This is a genomic window from Maribacter sp. HTCC2170 (assembly GCF_000153165.2).
Classification (GTDB): Bacteria; Bacteroidota; Bacteroidia; order Flavobacteriales; family Flavobacteriaceae; genus Maribacter_A.
This window is the reverse complement of sequence record NC_014472.1, coordinates 2,727,292-2,745,990: the sequence shown is the minus strand read 5'-3', so window position 1 is coordinate 2,745,990 and position 18,699 is coordinate 2,727,292. Positions and strand designations below refer to the sequence as shown.

General features: G+C 36.7%; 21 protein-coding genes. 8 read left to right on the top strand and 13 right to left on the bottom strand.

Annotated elements, in window-relative coordinates:
- Positions 1-4: 4 nt before the first annotated feature.
- The 9 genes from FB2170_RS11960 to FB2170_RS11920 all read right to left on the bottom strand — a co-directional run bounded on the left by FB2170_RS11960 (position 5) and on the right by FB2170_RS11920 (position 9,869).
- Positions 5-2,038, bottom strand: a complete 2,034-nt coding sequence (locus tag FB2170_RS11960) for a hypothetical protein (protein WP_013306820.1) — start codon at positions 2,036-2,038, stop codon at positions 5-7.
- A gap of 7 nt (positions 2,039-2,045) precedes the next feature.
- On the bottom strand, positions 2,046-2,792 hold the full coding sequence (fabG, locus tag FB2170_RS11955; RefSeq protein ID WP_013306819.1) for a 3-oxoacyl-[acyl-carrier-protein] reductase: 747 nt from the start codon (positions 2,790-2,792) through the stop codon (positions 2,046-2,048).
- A 143-nt stretch (positions 2,793-2,935) separates the two neighbouring features.
- Complete coding sequence (gene sucD / locus FB2170_RS11950) at positions 2,936-3,808, bottom strand: succinate--CoA ligase subunit alpha (protein ID WP_013306818.1); 873 nt, start codon at positions 3,806-3,808, stop codon at positions 2,936-2,938.
- Positions 3,809-3,877: 69 nt separating this feature from the next.
- A complete protein-coding gene (locus FB2170_RS11945; RefSeq protein WP_013306817.1) occupies positions 3,878-4,810 on the bottom strand; it encodes a UDP-3-O-(3-hydroxymyristoyl)glucosamine N-acyltransferase in 933 nt (310 codons plus the stop codon).
- 25 nt (positions 4,811-4,835) lie between these two features.
- Complete coding sequence (gene efp, locus FB2170_RS11940; RefSeq protein ID WP_013306816.1) at positions 4,836-5,402, bottom strand: elongation factor P; 567 nt, start codon at positions 5,400-5,402, stop codon at positions 4,836-4,838.
- 8 nt (positions 5,403-5,410) lie between these two features.
- Positions 5,411-6,196, bottom strand: a complete 786-nt coding sequence (lpxA, locus tag FB2170_RS11935; RefSeq protein WP_013306815.1) for an acyl-ACP--UDP-N-acetylglucosamine O-acyltransferase — start codon at positions 6,194-6,196, stop codon at positions 5,411-5,413.
- A 1-nt stretch (position 6,197) separates the two neighbouring features.
- On the bottom strand, positions 6,198-7,604 hold the full coding sequence (locus FB2170_RS11930; protein WP_410503861.1) for a bifunctional UDP-3-O-[3-hydroxymyristoyl] N-acetylglucosamine deacetylase/3-hydroxyacyl-ACP dehydratase: 1,407 nt from the start codon (positions 7,602-7,604) through the stop codon (positions 6,198-6,200).
- Positions 7,579-8,616, bottom strand: coding sequence for a UDP-3-O-(3-hydroxymyristoyl)glucosamine N-acyltransferase (lpxD, locus tag FB2170_RS11925; RefSeq protein ID WP_013306813.1), 1,038 nt, complete (start codon positions 8,614-8,616; stop codon positions 7,579-7,581). Before lpxD ends, FB2170_RS11930 begins: the two co-directional genes overlap by 26 nt.
- Before the next feature lie 23 nt (positions 8,617-8,639).
- A complete protein-coding gene (locus tag FB2170_RS11920) occupies positions 8,640-9,869 on the bottom strand; it encodes an HD domain-containing protein (protein WP_041632830.1) in 1,230 nt (409 codons plus the stop codon).
- 37 nt (positions 9,870-9,906) lie between these two features.
- Between FB2170_RS11920 and FB2170_RS11915 the strand changes: the two genes are divergently transcribed.
- Both FB2170_RS11915 and tsaE read left to right on the top strand, forming a co-directional pair.
- Positions 9,907-11,451, top strand: coding sequence for a bifunctional response regulator/alkaline phosphatase family protein (locus tag FB2170_RS11915; RefSeq protein WP_013306811.1), 1,545 nt, complete (start codon positions 9,907-9,909; stop codon positions 11,449-11,451).
- Positions 11,452-11,461: 10 nt separating this feature from the next.
- A complete protein-coding gene (gene tsaE, locus FB2170_RS11910; RefSeq protein ID WP_013306810.1) occupies positions 11,462-11,875 on the top strand; it encodes a tRNA (adenosine(37)-N6)-threonylcarbamoyltransferase complex ATPase subunit type 1 TsaE in 414 nt (137 codons plus the stop codon).
- On the opposite strand, the gene FB2170_RS17625 is transcribed toward tsaE, so the two are convergent.
- Positions 11,872-12,000, bottom strand: a complete 129-nt coding sequence (locus FB2170_RS17625; RefSeq protein ID WP_013306809.1) for a hypothetical protein — start codon at positions 11,998-12,000, stop codon at positions 11,872-11,874. The two genes, tsaE and FB2170_RS17625, sit on opposite strands and share 4 nt — an antisense overlap.
- 66 nt (positions 12,001-12,066) lie before the next feature.
- Here FB2170_RS17625 and FB2170_RS17620 point away from each other — a divergent pair, with 66 nt between their 5' ends.
- From FB2170_RS17620 to FB2170_RS11895, 4 genes are all read left to right on the top strand, one after another.
- On the top strand, positions 12,067-12,201 hold the full coding sequence (locus tag FB2170_RS17620) for a hypothetical protein (RefSeq protein ID WP_262492769.1): 135 nt from the start codon (positions 12,067-12,069) through the stop codon (positions 12,199-12,201).
- A gap of 101 nt (positions 12,202-12,302) precedes the next feature.
- The gene (locus FB2170_RS11905) at positions 12,303-12,980 is read left to right on the top strand and encodes a hypothetical protein (RefSeq protein ID WP_013306807.1); all 678 of its coding nucleotides are present in this window, start codon (positions 12,303-12,305) and stop codon (positions 12,978-12,980) included.
- 102 nt (positions 12,981-13,082) lie between these two features.
- Positions 13,083-14,282, top strand: a complete 1,200-nt coding sequence (locus tag FB2170_RS11900) for an alanine dehydrogenase (RefSeq protein WP_013306806.1) — start codon at positions 13,083-13,085, stop codon at positions 14,280-14,282.
- 85 nt (positions 14,283-14,367) lie between these two features.
- Positions 14,368-14,748: a hypothetical protein gene (locus tag FB2170_RS11895; protein ID WP_013306805.1), complete on the top strand. Its 381-nt coding sequence runs from the start codon at positions 14,368-14,370 to the stop codon at positions 14,746-14,748.
- A 1-nt stretch (position 14,749) separates the two neighbouring features.
- On the opposite strand, the gene FB2170_RS11890 is transcribed toward FB2170_RS11895, so the two are convergent.
- Complete coding sequence (locus FB2170_RS11890; protein ID WP_013306804.1) at positions 14,750-15,916, bottom strand: proline dehydrogenase family protein; 1,167 nt, start codon at positions 15,914-15,916, stop codon at positions 14,750-14,752.
- A 94-nt stretch (positions 15,917-16,010) separates the two neighbouring features.
- Here FB2170_RS11890 and aroB point away from each other — a divergent pair, with 94 nt between their 5' ends.
- Both aroB and FB2170_RS11880 read left to right on the top strand, forming a co-directional pair.
- On the top strand, positions 16,011-17,072 hold the full coding sequence (aroB, locus tag FB2170_RS11885) for a 3-dehydroquinate synthase (protein ID WP_013306803.1): 1,062 nt from the start codon (positions 16,011-16,013) through the stop codon (positions 17,070-17,072).
- A 118-nt stretch (positions 17,073-17,190) separates the two neighbouring features.
- Positions 17,191-17,517 (top strand): hypothetical protein, encoded by a 327-nt coding sequence (locus FB2170_RS11880; RefSeq protein WP_013306802.1) that lies wholly within the window; start codon positions 17,191-17,193, stop codon positions 17,515-17,517.
- Positions 17,518-17,527: 10 nt separating this feature from the next.
- Here the strand turns inward: FB2170_RS11880 and FB2170_RS11875 are convergent, their stop codons facing one another.
- Complete coding sequence (locus tag FB2170_RS11875; protein WP_013306801.1) at positions 17,528-18,043, bottom strand: DinB family protein; 516 nt, start codon at positions 18,041-18,043, stop codon at positions 17,528-17,530.
- A gap of 67 nt (positions 18,044-18,110) precedes the next feature.
- Positions 18,111-18,590 carry an Lrp/AsnC family transcriptional regulator gene (locus tag FB2170_RS11870; RefSeq protein WP_013306800.1) on the bottom strand — a complete coding sequence of 160 codons (480 nt, stop codon included), beginning with the start codon at positions 18,588-18,590 and terminating at the stop codon, positions 18,111-18,113.
- Positions 18,591-18,699: the final 109 nt, after the last annotated feature.

Sequence of the window (18,699 nt, the reverse complement as noted above, 5' to 3'; positions counted from 1 at the left end):
ACTTTTAAGTTAATCCGTTATACTTTCTAATAAACCATTCTATCGTAAAGGCTGCAATTATTAAGGCCAGTAAGAATTTAAAATCAACCAAAGATACGACATTTTCATGGCTTTTTTGGATAGGAACATATTTGTCTTCAGACATTAATTCATCAATTAAATTGGATATTTGGTTAGGAAAAAATAAACCGCCACCAGTTCCCACTGCCAATCTATCCAACTTTTTATAATTGCTTGATGTGAATTGCTGTTCAACATCAAAGTCCAATATACTAAAGCTCCCGGATTTGGAGATGTTTTCATTAACCACTTTGGCCGTAAAAGAATATTGTCCGGGCGGCATACTACTTAAATCGGTTTCATAATAACTTCCCTTTAACAACATTGGAAACTCTTGGGTTTGACCCTCTCCTTGTGGTTGAAGTCTCAAAGAAATTTCTGCTCCAGCATCAAAAGTAAATGACTCATCAAAATAGTCAGCCCTGATTTTTGCTTCAGTATTACCTTCGTAAAAAGAGTCATAGCTCAGCACCAATCTACTTTTGCTTTCATTTACCGAAAGATAAAAGACCAGCTTACTCATTAATTCATCAAAATCATTAAAATTCTTATGTTCCCTAAAATTCTGAACTCTCCATTTCCATAAGTTCTCCCCAAATAAAATGGCCTCCCGCTCCAAATTATTTTCTGATACCACCAACAATGGCTCACCAATATCTACTCCCTTAATTTTTTGATTCAATAGGACTTCATGGTTTTTATTGATAATTACTTCCCCCAAATTTGTTTCCAGTGGCGGATGGATATCAAAAATATAGTTGGATATATCGAATTTGGAAAACGCCTTGTTCAGTAGCGGAGTTACCTCTTCGGTTTGATTATAACTGTCCTTGGTATAAGCCTTTTGGGCAGTATTGAGAAAATTCCAATCAGTTCGTGGGCCACTTATTATGAAGTTGCCAATCTTCGTGTTTTGCACATACTCAAGAATATTTTTGAATGAGGCTGTCGGCTGATAAAGTATTATCAGGTCTATTTCATTCAATTCATTTATTTTAGTTGTTGGTTTTATTATTGTTACTGATCGTTGCTCATTACTCTCTATAGATTTCTTGAGCGCACCTATATCTGGATGTGAAATTTCTGATACAATGGCAACATTGGTCTTTTCATCAATAACCTCAATAGAAACATTTTTTACATTATTGTGAATATTCTTCTCAACTTGCAGAGGTTCTAGACTTACCTTTACGCTTTTCAATCCAACAGTGGACTCACTCAAATGAACCACAATTGATTTTGAATTATTTCCTTTTGATAAACCTAGTTTTTGAGAATGAACATTTTTTTTGCCAACAGCGATATTCAATCTTGTATCAATATCTTCCTCTCCTTCATATGAAACAAAAATTTCGATTGGAAACTTGTTCTTCAAAAACGCATATTTATTGATATTGACTTGAGTGATTTTTAAATCTTCATACTGAGTAGTGTCTCCCAAAACCACTGGATATACAGGAAATTTATGTTGCTTTCCAAAATACTCGTAATCGTGCCCTAATGTGTTGTTTCCATCAGTTAGAAGAACAACAAGGTTTTCACTACTTCGAAATATGGAGTTAATCGTACTAAGAGCATTAGCAATGTCGGTGGTGCTCTCACCAAATGTCAAGTCATTAATTGCGCTAACTTCACGACCAAATTTATACTCTTCTATATTGAACTTGTTGGATAATTCAGTAGCGTTTTTTACAACTTTAAGAATTGAATCCACAACAATATCTCCATCTTTTGCGCCTATCGAAGAAGAATTGTCGACTAGAAATATTAGATTTGATTTAGTGATGGAAAAATCCTTTTTTACGAACTTTGGATTTATCAATAAAAGAAAAATCGCAAACAAAGACACAAAACGCAAAAAGGAAAGTGCCCAACGTAACTTTCCTTTACTTTTTTGTTTATAAAAATATTGAAAAAGTACAATTCCCATTGCCGCAATAGCGGCTAAAATGACCAAGAGTACCGTTGTTATCTGCATTTACCTGTTAGGTTAACATTCCACCATCAACATTTAGAACTTGGCCGGTAACATAAGCGGAAAGATCAGATGCAAAAAATAAACAAGCATTGGCAATATCTTCTGTACTTCCTCCTCTTTTCAATGGAATACCATCTCTCCATCCTTGAACCACTTTTTCATCTAACTTAGCAGTCATTTCAGTTTCAATAAACCCCGGAGCTATAGCATTACATCGAATATTCCTTGACCCCAATTCCAACGCAACAGATTTTGTGAACCCAATCATACCTGCTTTGGATGCGGCGTAATTGGTTTGCCCCGCATTACCTTTAACACCAACAACACTACTCATATTGATTATTGAACCTTTTCGTTGTTTCAAAAAGGTGCGCTGAACGGCCTTTGTCATATTAAAAACAGATTTTAGGTTGATTTCAATGACTTGATCAAAATCTTCTTCGCCCATCCGCATTAAAAGATTGTCCTTAGTTATTCCTGCATTGTTTATCAACACATCAATTCCCCCAAAATCTTCCAAAACCTTGGCGACTAAATCTGCTGATTCTTGAAAACTTGCGGCATTACTTTTATAAGCCTTCGCCTTAACCCCTTTGGAAGTAAGGTCCTTTTCCAATTGAAGTGCAGGTGCCTCACTCGAACTATAAGTAAATGCCACGTTGGCGCCGTGATCTGCAAATACTTCTGCAATCCCTTTTCCTATACCTCTACTTGCCCCAGTGATAATTACGTTTTTTCCGTCTAGTATTTTCATTGAAAATTATCTTTATTCTGTTGATTATCAAATATAAGTTTTGTTTGAACCAAAGGTGAAAAAAATCCCGAAAATCCTGAAATTAATTCAAGCTAATCGGGATATTTATTCAATATTATAAGCTCTTTTTTGAGACCATGGGTTTAACCCATCACCTCTTTTACTTTAATTCCTATTTCAGCTGGAGAATCAACAACATTAATACCACATTCGCTCATAATTCGCTTCTTAGCTTGTGCAGTATCATCGCTTCCTCCTACAATTGCTCCTGCATGACCCATAGTTCTTCCTGCAGGGGCAGTTTCACCTGCAATAAAACCAACAATTGGTTTTTTACTACCACTGGCCTTGTACCATTGTGCAGCGTCAGCTTCTAATTGCCCGCCTATTTCACCAATCATAACAACACAATCTGTTTCGGGGTCATTGATCAAAAGCTCTACCGCTTCTTTTGTTGTGGTTCCAATAATTGGATCACCACCAATACCAATTGCAGTGGTTATACCTAACCCTTGTCGTACTACCTGATCGGCAGCTTCATAGGTTAGCGTACCAGATTTAGATACAATTCCTACATTTCCTTTTTTGAAAACAAACCCAGGCATAATTCCCACTTTTGCCTCCCCAGGAGTAATAACTCCAGGACAGTTGGGACCTACCAATCGGCAATCTTTATCTTTAATGTAATCTGAAGCTTTTACCATATCAGCAACAGGTATACCCTCTGTAATAGTTATTATTACTTTTATCCCTGCATTGGCCGCTTCCATAATTGCATCTGCAGCAAACGCTGGTGGAACAAAAATAATCGTCGTATCAGCACCTGCTTTTTCAACAGCCTCTTCCACAGTATTGAAAACAGGTTTACCTAAGTGTTCCTGCCCTCCCTTACCGGGGGTAACACCTCCAACAACATTGGTACCGTAATCTATCATTTGTCCAGCGTGAAAAGTACCTTCACTACCAGTGAAACCTTGTACAATAATTTTGGAGTCTTTATTAACTAGAACGCTCATACTATAACTGATTTATTTTTCGTTGCACAAAAATATGCGATTACTTATGATTTTAAAACTATACGGTTGTTATTCTTCCAATTTTTTAATTATGCCTGGTATTTTCTTTACATAGGCCAATTGTTTCAATTTTTCCCTTGATTCTTCTATGGGGGTTCCAAAATAACTTTTACCTCCTTCAACAGATTTCGTAACACCGGTCTGACCCATGATAACTGCCTTAGCACCAATGGTAATTCCACTATTTGTTCCTACTTGCCCCCAAATAGTCACCTCATCCTCAATTACCACACAGCCAGCTATTCCCGTCTGGGAGGCAATCAAACATTTTTTACCGATTAATGTATCATGACCAACATGAACCTGATTGTCCAATTTTGTCCCTTCTTTTATAGTGGTATCACCTGTAACCCCTTTATCAATTGTACAAAGCGAACCTATCTCAACATTGTCCTCAAGAACCACTCTTCCGACAGAGAGTAATTTATCAAAACCTTCTGGTCTATTCTTGTAATAAAAAGCATCAGATCCCAAAACAGACCCTGAATGTATGATGACGTTATCACCAATTATACAATTGTCATAGATTGAAACATTGGAATGTATTAGACAATTCTCACCTATTTTTACATTATTTCCAATAAATGTATTTGGCTGAACTATAGATGTTTTACCTATTTTAGATGAAGTAGAAATTGAATCAATGGATTTCTCAAAGGGCTTAAAGAATTTAGAGATTTTATTAAAATCCCTAAATGGGTCATTAGAAATAAGCAACGCCTTCCCCTCTGGACATTCCACATCTTTATTTATCAAAATAACAGAAGCCTTTGAATTTAAAGCCTTATCATAATACTTAGGATGGTCCACAAAAACAATTTCCCCTTTTTGCACAACATGAATCTCGTTCATCCCAAGAACTGGAAAGTCATTTGGGCCCACAAATTTGCAATCAATAATAGTTGCTATTTGCTGTAACGTATACGAATTTGGAAATCTCATCTAGGCTAATGAATTGCGTATTAAACTAATCCTTAACTCTTTCCATATAGCTACCTTTTTCGGTCTCAACTTTTATTTTATCACCCTCGTTGATAAAAAGCGGCACATTCACTTTGGCTCCCGTCTCCACAGTTGCCGGTTTGGTAGCATTAGTTGCCGTATTACCCTTTACTCCTGGCTCGGTATGTGTAACTTCTAAAATAACACTTGCGGGCATATCAACCGATAAGGGCATGCTGTCTTCTGTATTGAACATAATAGTTACTACCTCCCCTTCTTTCAGCAGACCAGGTGCATCCAAGGAACTTTTTTCCAAAGAAATTTGATTGTAGTCACTTGTATTCATGAAATGGTACGTATCACCCTCTGCGTAAAGAAATTGATACGAACGGGTTTCAACTCTAACATCCTCAATTTTGTGACCGGCAGAGAATGTATTATCTATGACTTTTCCTGTTGTAACACTCTTAAGCTTTGTTCTTACAAATGCAGGGCCTTTACCAGGCTTAACATGTAAAAATTCAATTATTTTAAAAATATCATGATTGTACTTGATGCACAAACCTTTCCTAATATCTGATGTAGATGCCATATTCTTTATTAATTAGTACTGAAATAACCCTTCATAATGCCACGTTGTGAATCCCTTATAAATTGCAGGATTTCATCCCTTTCGGGTGTAGCTTCCATTTCGGCCTCAAGAATTTGAACTGCCTGGGTATTGTTATAATGCTTTTGATATAGTATTCTGTATATATTCTGAATCTCACGTATCTTTTCGGAACTATATCCACGTCGTCTTAGTCCTACTGAATTTATTCCCACATAAGACAGCGGTTCACGAGCAGCTTTCACGTAGGGAGGAACGTCTTTTCTTACCAAAGAACCTCCTGTTACAAATGCATGACTACCAATGGACACAAACTGATGAACTGCCACCAATCCTGCCAATATCACATTATCACCTATGGTGACGTGACCGGCAAGGGTTGAGTTATTCGAAAAAATGCAATTATCCCCTACCAGACAGTCATGGGCAACATGACAATAGGCCATTATCAAGCAATTCTTACCAATAACTGTTTTATTACGGTCAGATGTGCCTTTATGAATTGTAGCGCACTCTCGAACAGTAGTATTGTTGCCAATGGTCACAGTTGTTTCCTCACCTTCGTACTTTAAATCCTGAGGTGGGGCTGATATAACTGCTCCTGGAAATATATTACAGTTTTTTCCGATTCTAGCCCCTTCCATAATTGTAACATTGGAACCAATCCAAGTACCATCACCAATAGTAACATTATTATGAATGGTGGTAAAAGGTTCCACCACAACATTTTTGGCAATCTTAGCACCGGGATGAATATAAGCAAGCGGTTGATTCATATTAACTCTTCTTTACAATTTGCGCCATCATTTCCGCCTCACAAACCAATTTGTCATTGGCGTACGCATAGGCCTGCATATGACATATTCCCCTTCGTATGGGAGAAATAAGGCTACAGTGGAATATAAGTGTATCTCCTGGCAATACTTTTTGTTTGAATTTTACATTATCAATTTTCATAAACAACGTAAGATAGTTCTCAGGATCAGGGACTGTGCTCAATACAAGTATTCCTCCGGTTTGTGCCATTGCTTCTACCTGTAGAACACCTGGCATTACAGGAGCTCCTGGAAAGTGGCCAACAAAAAACGGTTCGTTCATTGTGACGTTCTTCATGCCTACCACATCCTTATCAGACAACTCTAAAATCCTGTCAATCAATAAAAAAGGTGGGCGGTGTGGCAGCATAGCCATTATTTGATGAATGTCCATCAAAGGTGGTTGGCTTAAGTCAAATTTTGGAACGTTATTACGTTTCTCCAATTTAATAATCTTAGCCAATTTCTTCGCAAATTGTGTATTTACAAAATGCCCTGGCTTATTTGCTATTACTTTTCCTTGAATACGAGTACCCGCCAAAGCCAAATCACCAACTACATCCAACAATTTATGTCGAGCAGCTTCATTAGGTTGGTGCAAGGTCAAATTATCCAGGATTCCATTAGGTTTCACCGAAAGCTTCTTTTTATTGAAAGCTTTTTCTAGTTTACGCATGGTTTCCTCAGAAATCTCCTTATCTACATAAACAATAGCATTGTTAAGGTCACCGCCTTGAATCAGGCCATTTTCCAATAACATTTCCAATTCATGAAGAAAACTAAATGTTCGTGCATCGGCTATTTCAGCTTTAAAATCTGATAGCTTTTCCAAGGTGGCATTTTGAGTACCCAAAACCTTGGTCCCAAAATCTACCATAGAAGTCACTTGGTACGTATCTGAAGGAATAACCGTAATCTCACTACCTGTAGCTTCGTCCTTATAGGAAATAACATCTTTAACTACATATTCTTCACGTTCAGCATCTTGCTCAACAATTCCTGCCTCTTCCAAAGCTTCAACAAAAAATTTAGAAGACCCATCCATTATAGGAGGTTCAGGGGAATCCAATTCAATCAAAACATTATCAATTTCAAGACCTACCAATGCAGCTAAAACGTGCTCTGAGGTCTGGATTTTAACTCCGCGTTTTTCTAAATTGGTTCCTCTTTGGGTGTTCACAACATAATTGGCATCGGCCTCTATTATGGGTTCTCCCTCTAAATCCACACGCTTAAAGGCATAACCGTGATTTTCTGGTGCAGGCGCAAACTTCAAGATTACATTTTCACCCGTGTGTAAACCTACACCCGTTAAGGTAACCTCTTTTGCAATTGTTCTTTGTTTATCTGTTGTCTTGATCACTGTCAATCTTTTTTTCCAGTTTGTCAATCTTTTTTACAATCTTCGGTAAGTTCTTAAAATGAACATATGATTTGTTATAATCAGCATAAGTTAATGCAGGCGATCCCTGCAAGACTTCATTATCCTTAATATTTCTTCCTATACCTGATTGGGCCTGAATCTTAACATTGTCACCAATTGTGATGTGGCCTACAATACCAACCTGACCGCCAATCATACACCTTTTACCAATTTTGGTAGAGCCCGCAATACCTGTTTGAGCGGCAATTACAGTATGCTCCCCAATCTCAACATTATGGGCAATCTGTATTTGATTATCCAACTTTACGCCTTTGCGTAAAATGGTTGAACCCAAAGTAGCCCTGTCAATTGTAGTACCGGCACCTATATCAACATTATTTTCCAAAATAACATTACCCGTTTGTGGCACTCTGCTGAATTCACCGTTTTTGTTTGGCGAGTATCCAAATCCGTCAGCACCTATGATGGCTCCACTATGAATCATGCAATTTTCACCAATTACCGTTTCGGAGTATACCTTTGCCCCTGCAAAAATGATAACATTATCAGCAATTTTCACGTTGTCGCCTATATAGACGTTAGGATAAATTTTCACATTGTTGCCAATGACCACATTATTGCCCAAATATGAAAAAGCCCCAAGATAAAAATCATCGCCATAGGTAGCGCTATCTGCAGTGAAAACAGGAGATTCGACCCCTACTTTGTTATTCTTTACTTGGTTATAATACTCAAGTAATTTTGAAAATGATTCGTATGCATCATCAACCTTAATCATGGTTGTGGCTATATCTTGCTCTGGAATGAAATCTTTATTCACTATTGTGACAGAGGCTTTTGTCGTATAAATAAAGGAAGTATATTTTGGGTTGGCCAAAAAGGTTAAAGACCCTCTTTCCCCCTCTTCTATTTTTGCAAGTTTATGAACTGCAATCTCCGGATTTCCTTCGACTTCGCCTTCTAAAATGCCCGCAATCTGACCTGCTGTAAATACCATGGCCACAAAAGTAAGAAAAATAGTTAAACAGATACTTTGGGGAAACAGATATAATATTTGGTGACTTTTTTGGAAAGCGCCTTTATGTTCAAGTGGTCTGAAGCCTTGGCCACATCCTTTAATTGGCCATTTTTTTTCAAGATATTAATATTCTGTTTTTCAATATCATAGGCGGTGTTTTCTATTTCTCCTTTAAAAACAAAATAAGCTGTTTCCTCATCAGATAGCTTATTTTCTTCTTTGAAGGCTTTAAACATTGCCTCATATTTCTTATCTGCTATAGGTTTGTTCTTAAGTTTAATAGTGAGCAATTTTCGATGCATTATCATACTGCATAAATTCGAAAGTACGAAATCATCATGATGCTGCCATTTCTTTAAGGCCGCCAAAATATCAACATCGTCAAGTTGAGCAAATTTATCCAATGTATGTGCATTAAAATTGTGCTTTTCAATCTTATTGCTCATGAAATACATAAGATCTTTTGCACAATCCAACGCCATACCTTTTGCCAAAAGTTGTTTAGCTCTTTTTAGAATACGAATCAAAAGTTGCTCGGCCACCAGTCCTGTTTTGTGCAAATAAACTTGCCAATACATAAAACGTCTGGCCATAAGAAACTTTTCGACTGAGTATATCCCTTTTTCTTCAACCACTAATTCGTTATCCACAACGTTCAGCATAGTGATCAAACGTTCCGCATTTATACCGCCTTCTGCCACTCCTGTATAAAAACTATCCCTTTTCAAATAATCAAGCCTGTCCATATCCAACTGACTGGAAACAAGTTGATTTAAGAACTTTTTGTGGTATTTACCCTGAAAAATTTCAATTGCAAGCGTTAAACTTCCGTTAAACCTCTCATTTAACTCCTGCATAAAAAGGAGTGAAATATCTTCATGCGAAATACCCTCAACAATACTATGCTCCATCGCATGCGAAAAAGGACCATGCCCTATATCATGCAAAAGTATGGCAACAAGTAAACCTTCTTCCTCTGGTTCACTAATCTCAACCTTCTTAAAACGAAGCACTTGTATTGCACTATACATTAAATGCATACTACCAAGGGCATGATGAAAACGGGTGTGATGCGCGCCCGGATAAACCAAATATGATAGACCCATTTGAGAAATTCTTCGCAATCTCTGAAAGTATGGATCACCTATTAGATTAAAAATGAGGGTGCTGGGAATTCTAATAAATCCGTAAATTGGATCATTGAAAATCTTAAGCTTGTTCGATTCTGTCAAAACAAAAATTCTTTACAAGCGCAAATATAACTACTAAATGAACAAGATAACAATCCTTTGGGTCGATGATGAAATCGATCTGTTAAAACCACACATTATTTTTTTAGAAGGAAAGAATTACGAGGTTGTTACTTGTAAAAGCGGACAAGAAGCTCTTGAAGAAATACAAGAATCTGCGATTGATATTGTTTTCCTTGATGAAAATATGCCTGGACTTTCCGGGTTGGAAACCTTGAATGAAATTAAGGTCATAAATTCATCAATTCCTGTTGTGATGATCACAAAAAGTGAGGAAGAACTTATTATGGAAGAGGCTATTGGGTCCAAGATTGCAGATTACTTGATTAAGCCAGTAAACCCAAATCAAATTCTTTTATCACTAAAGAAGAACCTTGACCATTCACGTTTGGTTTCTGAACGAACCACTGCGAATTACCAACAGGAATTTAGAAAAATAGCGATGGATTTATCCATGGTCAATTCTTACGCAGAATGGATAGAGTTGTATAAAAAATTAATTTATTGGGAGTTGCGACTAGAGGATATTGAGGACAATAGCATGTTCGAAATTCTGGAATCACAAAAAATAGAGGCTAATAACCAATTCGGAAAATTTGTTGAAAACAATTATGAAGATTGGTTCAGTGACCACGATAGACCAGTGATGTCACACAACCTTTTTAAAGACTGGATTAAGCCCGAAATCAAAGACGATCCAACCCTTTTGGTTGTTATTGACAACTTAAGGTATGACCAGTGGTTTGCCTTTGAAAAAACAGTTAATTCCTTTTACAAGAAAATCAAAGAAAAATCATATTTAAGCATACTTCCCACAGCAACACAGTACGCGAGAAATGCTATATTTTCAGGACTAATGCCTTCCGCAATGGAAAAAAAATACCCAGATTGGTGGAAGAACGACACGGATGAAGGTGGTAAAAACCTCTTTGAAGATAAGTTCTTGGGTGAACAGTTAAAACGCTTGGGATTGGATTTAAAATGGGAGTACCATAAAATTAGCAGCTTAAAACAAGGCAAACACTTGGCACAGAACTTTAAGTCCCAAAAGGATAATGATCTTACTGTTATTGTTTACAATTTTGTAGACATGTTGTCCCACTCTAAAACTGAAATGGAAGTAATCAAAGAACTAGCTTCCAATGACAAAGCTTATCGTTCACTGACTCAAAGCTGGTTTAAGAACTCCCCATTGTTGGAAATTATTCAACAAGCCCAAAATATGGGCATGAAATTGATCATTACTACAGACCATGGTACAATAAATGTAAAGCAACCTTCAAAAGTAATAGGTGACAAAGAGACTAGCTTAAACTTAAGATACAAAACCGGTCGCAGCCTTAGCTATGAAAAGAAAGATGTGTTGGAATCAAGAAACCCGACTGACATTCATTTACCATGCATAAACATGAGCAGCTCGTTTATATTTGCTAAAAATGATTTGTTTTTTGCTTACCCCAATAATTACAACCACTACGTTAGTTACTACCGAAACACCTATCAGCATGGCGGGGTTTCTTTAGAGGAAATGATAATTCCATTTGTTGTTTTGGAGCCTAAATAGATTTGATAAAATGGAAATTACTTATAGCGAGGATCAAATAACCAAGGTAGCTGAACAACTAATTAATGAAGTGCCAAATAAAACATTATGTTTCTATGGTGACATGGGGGCGGGAAAAACAACATTGATCAAAGAAATTACAAAACAACTTGGAGCGATTGGTGAAGCCAATAGTCCAACTTTCGGTATTGTGAACGAATATCAAGATGCCAATGAAGCGGTTTTGGCTTACCACTTCGACTTTTACCGACTAAATGATGAGAATGAAGCCCTTGATTTAGGAATTGAAGACTATTTTAGTTCCAATACCTGGATATTTATAGAATGGCCCGAAATAATCGAAACATTATTACCTTCGGAAAGAGTAAATATCCAATTAAAAGTCGTCAACCCCAACACCCGCAAGCTTTCCTTTGACAATTAACCAAAAGAACCTGCAACGAATTCTACCAATTCTTTATTGCCTTCTTTTCGATGAACAACAATTAAACCGTTGAAATGCTCGATTTTTACGTTTAAATGTCTGTTTTTTTCGATAAAGTGCAGCATGGTATTCTTTTTTTCTTTATTTTAGCAACGTTATTGTCCGATTTCTAACTAAAAACCTCGATGAAAATGAAGAAATTTGTATTTGGCCTTTTGGCATGTGTAGCGCTAACGGCTTTTTCTTGTGAGCCTAATTCAACCGCTGATGAAGATCAGCTATACGAACAAGGAGTTGACAAAAAGAAACTAACGAAAAAATTATAATCTTTTTTATAAACCGTTAATCGAGGGACAATGTAAATTGTCCCTTTTTTTATACTATTTTATCTGTTCCGTCGTTTGCGCAATATAAATAGTCCCCAATAATGACAGAGAAGAAGAATAAGAAGAAGGCAAAAAGGAAGATTTTTATAGAATCTGTATTTGTGTTTTTTATTACATTATCGCCCTTTCTTTATAAAATCCATGATTATTTCCCAGAGGATCCTGAAGCTACAATTTCTTTTTTTGGTTTTGTAATAGACAATAATGGTTTTAATGATATTTCCTTATATGTCTGGTTCGTTATGAGTAAAGTAATACCCTTGTATTTATTGATTTTTTGGTTTATGACAGCAAAAAATTGGTGGTATCATATCATTCTTATCCCTATCGCCATGTATGCTTTCCAACTATTTGAAGTAATATTCGATTCCGATGACTATATCGACACGGAGAATATTTGGTGGTTGCTTCCTGTTTGTATGATTATTATTCCGGTCGTTTATTTTATAAGAATCAAATTATATGATAAATATGTTCACGGCATTGATCTCGAAGCCATGGATGCTGAATTGAAATCACTAAAAACTTTTTACACAGGTGAAGAAAATTCAGAAAAAGATATGGGGCAAAGCGCTGATGAACACGCAGAAAATCAAGCAACAATTGGCTATCAAACCATTTCTGAATCTATAAACACTAAACTATCCACAGATAATATTGAAAGAGGTATTAAAGGTTTTCAGAACAAGTTAAAAACTTTATTCGGAGGAAAAGCATAGCGGATTCCGTATGTTTATTCACATCGGGATTTCAAAATTAGTTTCATAGATTTATTGTAATTTTACTTGTAATCGTCTTTTATCGATTAGATAGAACCTTTTATGAAGCAACCAACCTCACCATTTAGTAAGCAACAATTAATTCCGCAAGAAGAAACCCTCGAGGTCTTAAAACAAAAAGGTGAACTTTTTATTGGGATTCCAAAAGAAAACCAATATCAAGAAAAAAGAATCTGTTTAACACCTGATGCAGTTAATGCCATTACCGCACATGGTCATAGGGTTCTAGTTGAGGCGGGAGCCGGTGAAGGCGCCCATTTTTCGGATATTGACTATACAAACGCGGGAGCCGAGGTTACCAAAGATGTGAAAAAGGTTTTCGGTTGCCCATTGATTTTAAAGGTTGAGCCTCCTACCCTATCAGAAATTGAAATGGTTAATCCCCAAACCACTATTATTTCTGCGCTACAGATCAAGACCCAGAATAAAGCGTATTTCGAAAAGATGGCCAAGAAACGCTTAACGGCCGTAGCCTTTGAATTCATTAGAGATGAAGATGGTAAATATCCTGCCGTACGTTCATTAAGTGAGATTGCGGGCATTTCTTCCGTTCTTATTGCTTCTGAGCTTATGGCAGCAACAAATCAAGGCAATGGATTAATGTTCGGGAATATTAGTGGTGTCCCCCCAGTAGAAGTGGTGATAATTGGAGCTGGTACCGTGGGTGAATTTGCTGCCAGATCAGCTATAGGTCTTGGCGCCAATGTTAAGGTATTTGATAATTCATTGACCAAACTAAGAAATATTCAAACCAACCTAAACCAAACTGTATACACATCCACAATTCAACCTAAAAATCTTTTAAAGGCGTTAAAACGTTGTGATGTTGCCATTGGTGCTGCCCGTGGCAGAGAAAGATCTCCAGTAGTCGTTTCGAGCACTATGGTAGAACATATGAAAAAAGGTGCAGTTGTAATTGACGTGAGTATTGATATGGGTGGTTGTTTTGAAACAAGCGAAATCACGGATCACATTAAACCAACTATTGAAAAATACGGTGTAATACATTATGGCGTACCAAACATACCTTCTCGTTACCCTAAGACGGCATCAATATCAATAAGTAACATCTTTACCCCATACCTCCTTAAATTAGGTGAAGACGGGGGATTGGAAAACTCATTACGTTTTGACAAAGGCTTGCGCAATGGGCTGTACATTTACCATGGAATTTTAACCAGTAAGGCAGTTGGTGAATGGTTTGACCTTCAATACAGTGATATCAATTTCTTGATATTTTAAAAGTGCAAATCACTTTAAAAGTGATTGTATTTTATAACAAAAACATATCTTGCGTCTTATTTTCAATTACCACTAATATTATTACATGGCTTTTTTAAAACGTTTGGGATTCTACCTTTTCGGACTCGCTATTGGGCTCGTGTTTTTGACTATTTTTTTTAAAAATAAAACTGAAGGGACAGGTGTTGAGTTTTGCTACTTTCCTAACTGCAGAACATTAAAAGATATTCGCTCCAAACCACTTTCATATTCAGATGACGTTGAGGATTTGATAAATTCGCAACAGTTGGATTCATTGAAAATATCTCATTTCTTGAGGGAAGGTGAAGTAGATTTCAAGAAAAGCAATACCAAATCGTCTCCATGCAAAACCTATATTATAGAGGCAGAGTTAGATGACAAAGAGGCAATTATGACGATTAAAAATTGTCCTGATAGCGCCCTAATCGAAAGTATTGTATTCTAAACTAAATCTTTCTTCGTTTGCGTTCCTTTTTCAGCAACGAAAGCTCCCTTGTAGTTTGTCCTGCAACCGAAGTGTTTTCTTCAGCCCTTCTTATTAAATATGGCATAACATCACGTACTGGTCCAAAAGGTAGGTATTTAGCAACATTATAACCTTGGGCAGCCAGGTTAAAGGATATATGATCACTCATGCCATACAACTGTCCAAACCAAATTCTTGTATCATCATTGGCAATTCCCCTTTCGGCTAATTGCTCCATCAAACGATAACTACTCTCTTCGTTATGGGTGCCCGCGAATAACGAAATAGTCTCTAAATTTTCTAATGCGTATTCTACACAAGAATCAAAATTATCATCTGTAGCCTGCTTTGAAGCACAAATTGGGGATTTATACCCTTTTTCTTGGGCTCGCTCATTTTCCTTTTCCATATAAGCACCGCGAACAGCTTTGATTCCAATTTTAAACCCTTCTTCATTGGCTTTGGAATTTAGCTCTTTAAGATAATCCAATCTATCCCACCGGTACATTTGCAGTGTATTGAACACCACAGCCTTTTCTTTATTATACTTCACCATCATTTCTTCAACCAATTGATCTGCCGCGTCCTGCATCCAGCTTTCTTCAGCATCAATTAGCAATGAGACATCCAAATCATGTGCCTTCTTACATGTAACATCAAAACGGTTCACAACTCTCCCCCACTCCTCCTTTTCTTTGGCTGTAAGCGTTTTACCTTCCCCTATTTTCTTAAACAATTTAAGGCGTCCATAACCTGTAGGCTTAAAAACCGCGAAGGGAATACCATCCTCCTTCTTAACAAATTCTAGGATTTCCAAAATCTTGGCCAAACAATGATCCAATGGATCCTCATCATCTTGCCCTTCTACTGAATAATCCAAAACCGAACATACTCCCTTATCCCACATTTTATGCACAACAGCCATACAATCTTCTTCGCTCACACCTCCACAAAAATGGTCAAATACCGTAGCACGGATCAATCCGTCGACAGGAAGGTGTGCCTTCAAGGCAAAATTGGTCATTGCTGTGCCAATTCTTACCAAAGGTTCATTGGCTATCATCTTAAAAAGAAAATACGCTCGTTCTAACTCAGAATCTGTTTTTAAAGCAAAAGCTGTTGAAGTATCCTCAAAAATTCGGTTCATTTCTAATTATTATTTAATGAATCAAATATAAACACAGATTTTGTATTCTTATCATTAAAAATAACGTTTATTTTGTGTTTCAGATTATTTTCAAATGGAATCAATTACCACGACCGATTACGTTGTACATTTCAACAAAACGGCTTTTGCCGCATTAAACGACCATCTTGCAAACAGCACCTATTCAAAGGTTTTTGTACTGGTCGACGAAAATACGCGTACCCTCTGTCTACCGCTTTTACAAAAACGGCTTTCAAATTCTTTTGCCTTTGAATTGATTGAGATTAAATCTGGCGAAGAAAACAAAAACATAAGCACTTGTAATGATGTTTGGTTGGCCTTATCTGAACTTGATGCGGACCGCAGGAGTCTAATAATCAATCTCGGTGGCGGCGTTGTCACTGATCTAGGAGGATTTGTAGCTTCAACTTACAAAAGAGGAATTAATTTCATTAATATCCCCACTACCCTATTATCAATGGTCGATGCCTCTGTAGGCGGCAAAACTGGAGTAGATTTAGGTCCACTTAAAAATCAGATAGGTGTTATAAATCAACCTGAAATGGTATTGGTTGTTTCTGAGTTTTTAAATACCCTCGAGGATCGACAGATGAAGAGTGGATTTGCTGAAATGCTAAAACATGGGCTTATTCAAAATATAGACTATTGGGAAGAATTAAAAGGGTTGGAAAACTTTGAAGATATCGATGGCCATATTTACAAATCAGTATCTATAAAAAACAAGGTGGTAATTGAGGACCCTACCGAAAAGCATTTAAGAAAAATATTAAACTACGGGCACACTTTGGGGCATGCGGTAGAATCCTATTTTCTTGAAAACAAGGATAAGGAAACACTATTGCATGGTGAAGCAATCGCCGTAGGAATGATACTGGAGGCTTTTCTTGCCCACAAACTTACCGGACTTGCAAAGAATGAACTTGAAGACATAAAATCAACATTTTTAGATAGGTACAAGAAAGTTAACTTTACAGATCGTGATATTGAAACCATCCTGTCATTATTGAAATTTGACAAGAAAAACTCCCATGGCCATATTAATTTTGTGCTTCTTGAAGCCATTGGTACGCCAATTATCGATGTTAAAATACCGAATGAATTGTACGTACAAGCTTTTGCTTACTACAAAAAATAAGGACTTCATATACTAAAACAACCGTTATACAACTCTTTGGTTTTTTCATGATGAAAAATAGCTAGATTAGGTTATCGAAATTATCCATTTAAGGGCAACATAGAAAAACCAAACTACTATGATTCGCAAACTTGTTGATTACAAAAAGCTTGACCATGCTCTTGCTGCTAAATTTATTGAAACCTATTCCGATGGCTATGGTGATGATGATATCATAATCTTTAAAAATGTCAAAGGTGAAATCATTGAAACTGTTGAACTCCGTACAGAGGACACAGTTTACCTAGTCAAAATAAGTAAAAGTCTTGCCAGTTTCATTTCAAATTTTGAAGGCCATATGGAAAAGGAACTGGAAGCAAAAGTTGAACCCATCAATGAAGAAGAGGAAGCTCTTACAAAAAAGATGGAACTACACTCAGAAGAAGAGATCAACGAAGAAGCCTAGTGGATATTCACTAGAGGTATCTTTCCCTGATTACGTTTCTGTGGTGCTTTTGATGCCCGCAAATAATGAATCCTAGAGCGGCAACGCTCATTGGGGAATCACTGGCCATACCAACATTTTGAAGAGATTTACCGTTCATATTCGAAAAAAGAGCGATTGTTGAACGCCGTACAGCTTTATATTCTTCAATTATACTCTCTTTAGTCCTTCGATCTGCATTGGAATTTGGCACGAAAGTATCTTGGTCAAAACCGGGCAATGGCGTACTATCACCTCGCATAAATCGTAAAGCCCTGTATTGAAAAACTCTTTCTGTATCCAGTACATGCAACAACGCTTCAGCAATTGTCCATTTACCATCCGCATACGCATAGCTTAATTTTTCGTCTGGTAAACTGGCCAAAAATTGAGGAAAATTATCGAGTTGTTTTCTTAAAAGGTCAAACAGTTCAACATCCCCCAAAACATCGATATAGGTCTGGTAAAACGGATTATAGTCTTCAGCTTTAAGTTCAGAGATTCTCATACGATTATAACTTAAAAAATCCCAAAGACAAAGCCCAAGGGATTTACAAATTAATAAATTTTAGGCACTACATTTCATTAAAAATCCTATGCATCAAACGCTTTTTATCGTTTATACTTTCTTCAAGTGAAATCATTGTTTCGGTTCTGCTGATCCCCTCAATATCATCTATTTTAAAGATAATGTTCTTAGCATGGTTTGTATCTTTCGCCCTGATTTTACAGAAGATGTTGAATTTTCCCGTTGTAATATGCGCAACCGTAACATTTGGTATTTGCTCTAAACGCTCCAATACAAATTTCGTCTGGTGTGTTTTTTCTAAAAATATACCCACATAGGCTATAAATGCATATCCAAGTTTCACATAATCCAAAGTAAGCGAAGAACCGCGAATGATACCTGCTTCCTCCATCTTTTTAACTCGCACGTGTACCGTACCTGCAGAAATCAAAAGCTTCTTAGCAATGTCTGTGAAAGGTGTTCTGGTATTGTCAATCAACATATCCAGAATTTGGTGATCTATTTCGTCTAATTTAACTTTTGCCATTGAATTATATTTTTGGCAAAAATAAGTAATTAAGAAATTAAATTTAACGAAAGATCGTTTTTTTTAACAAAAATGTAATGAAATATTGTTTTTTGAAATTATTATTTAA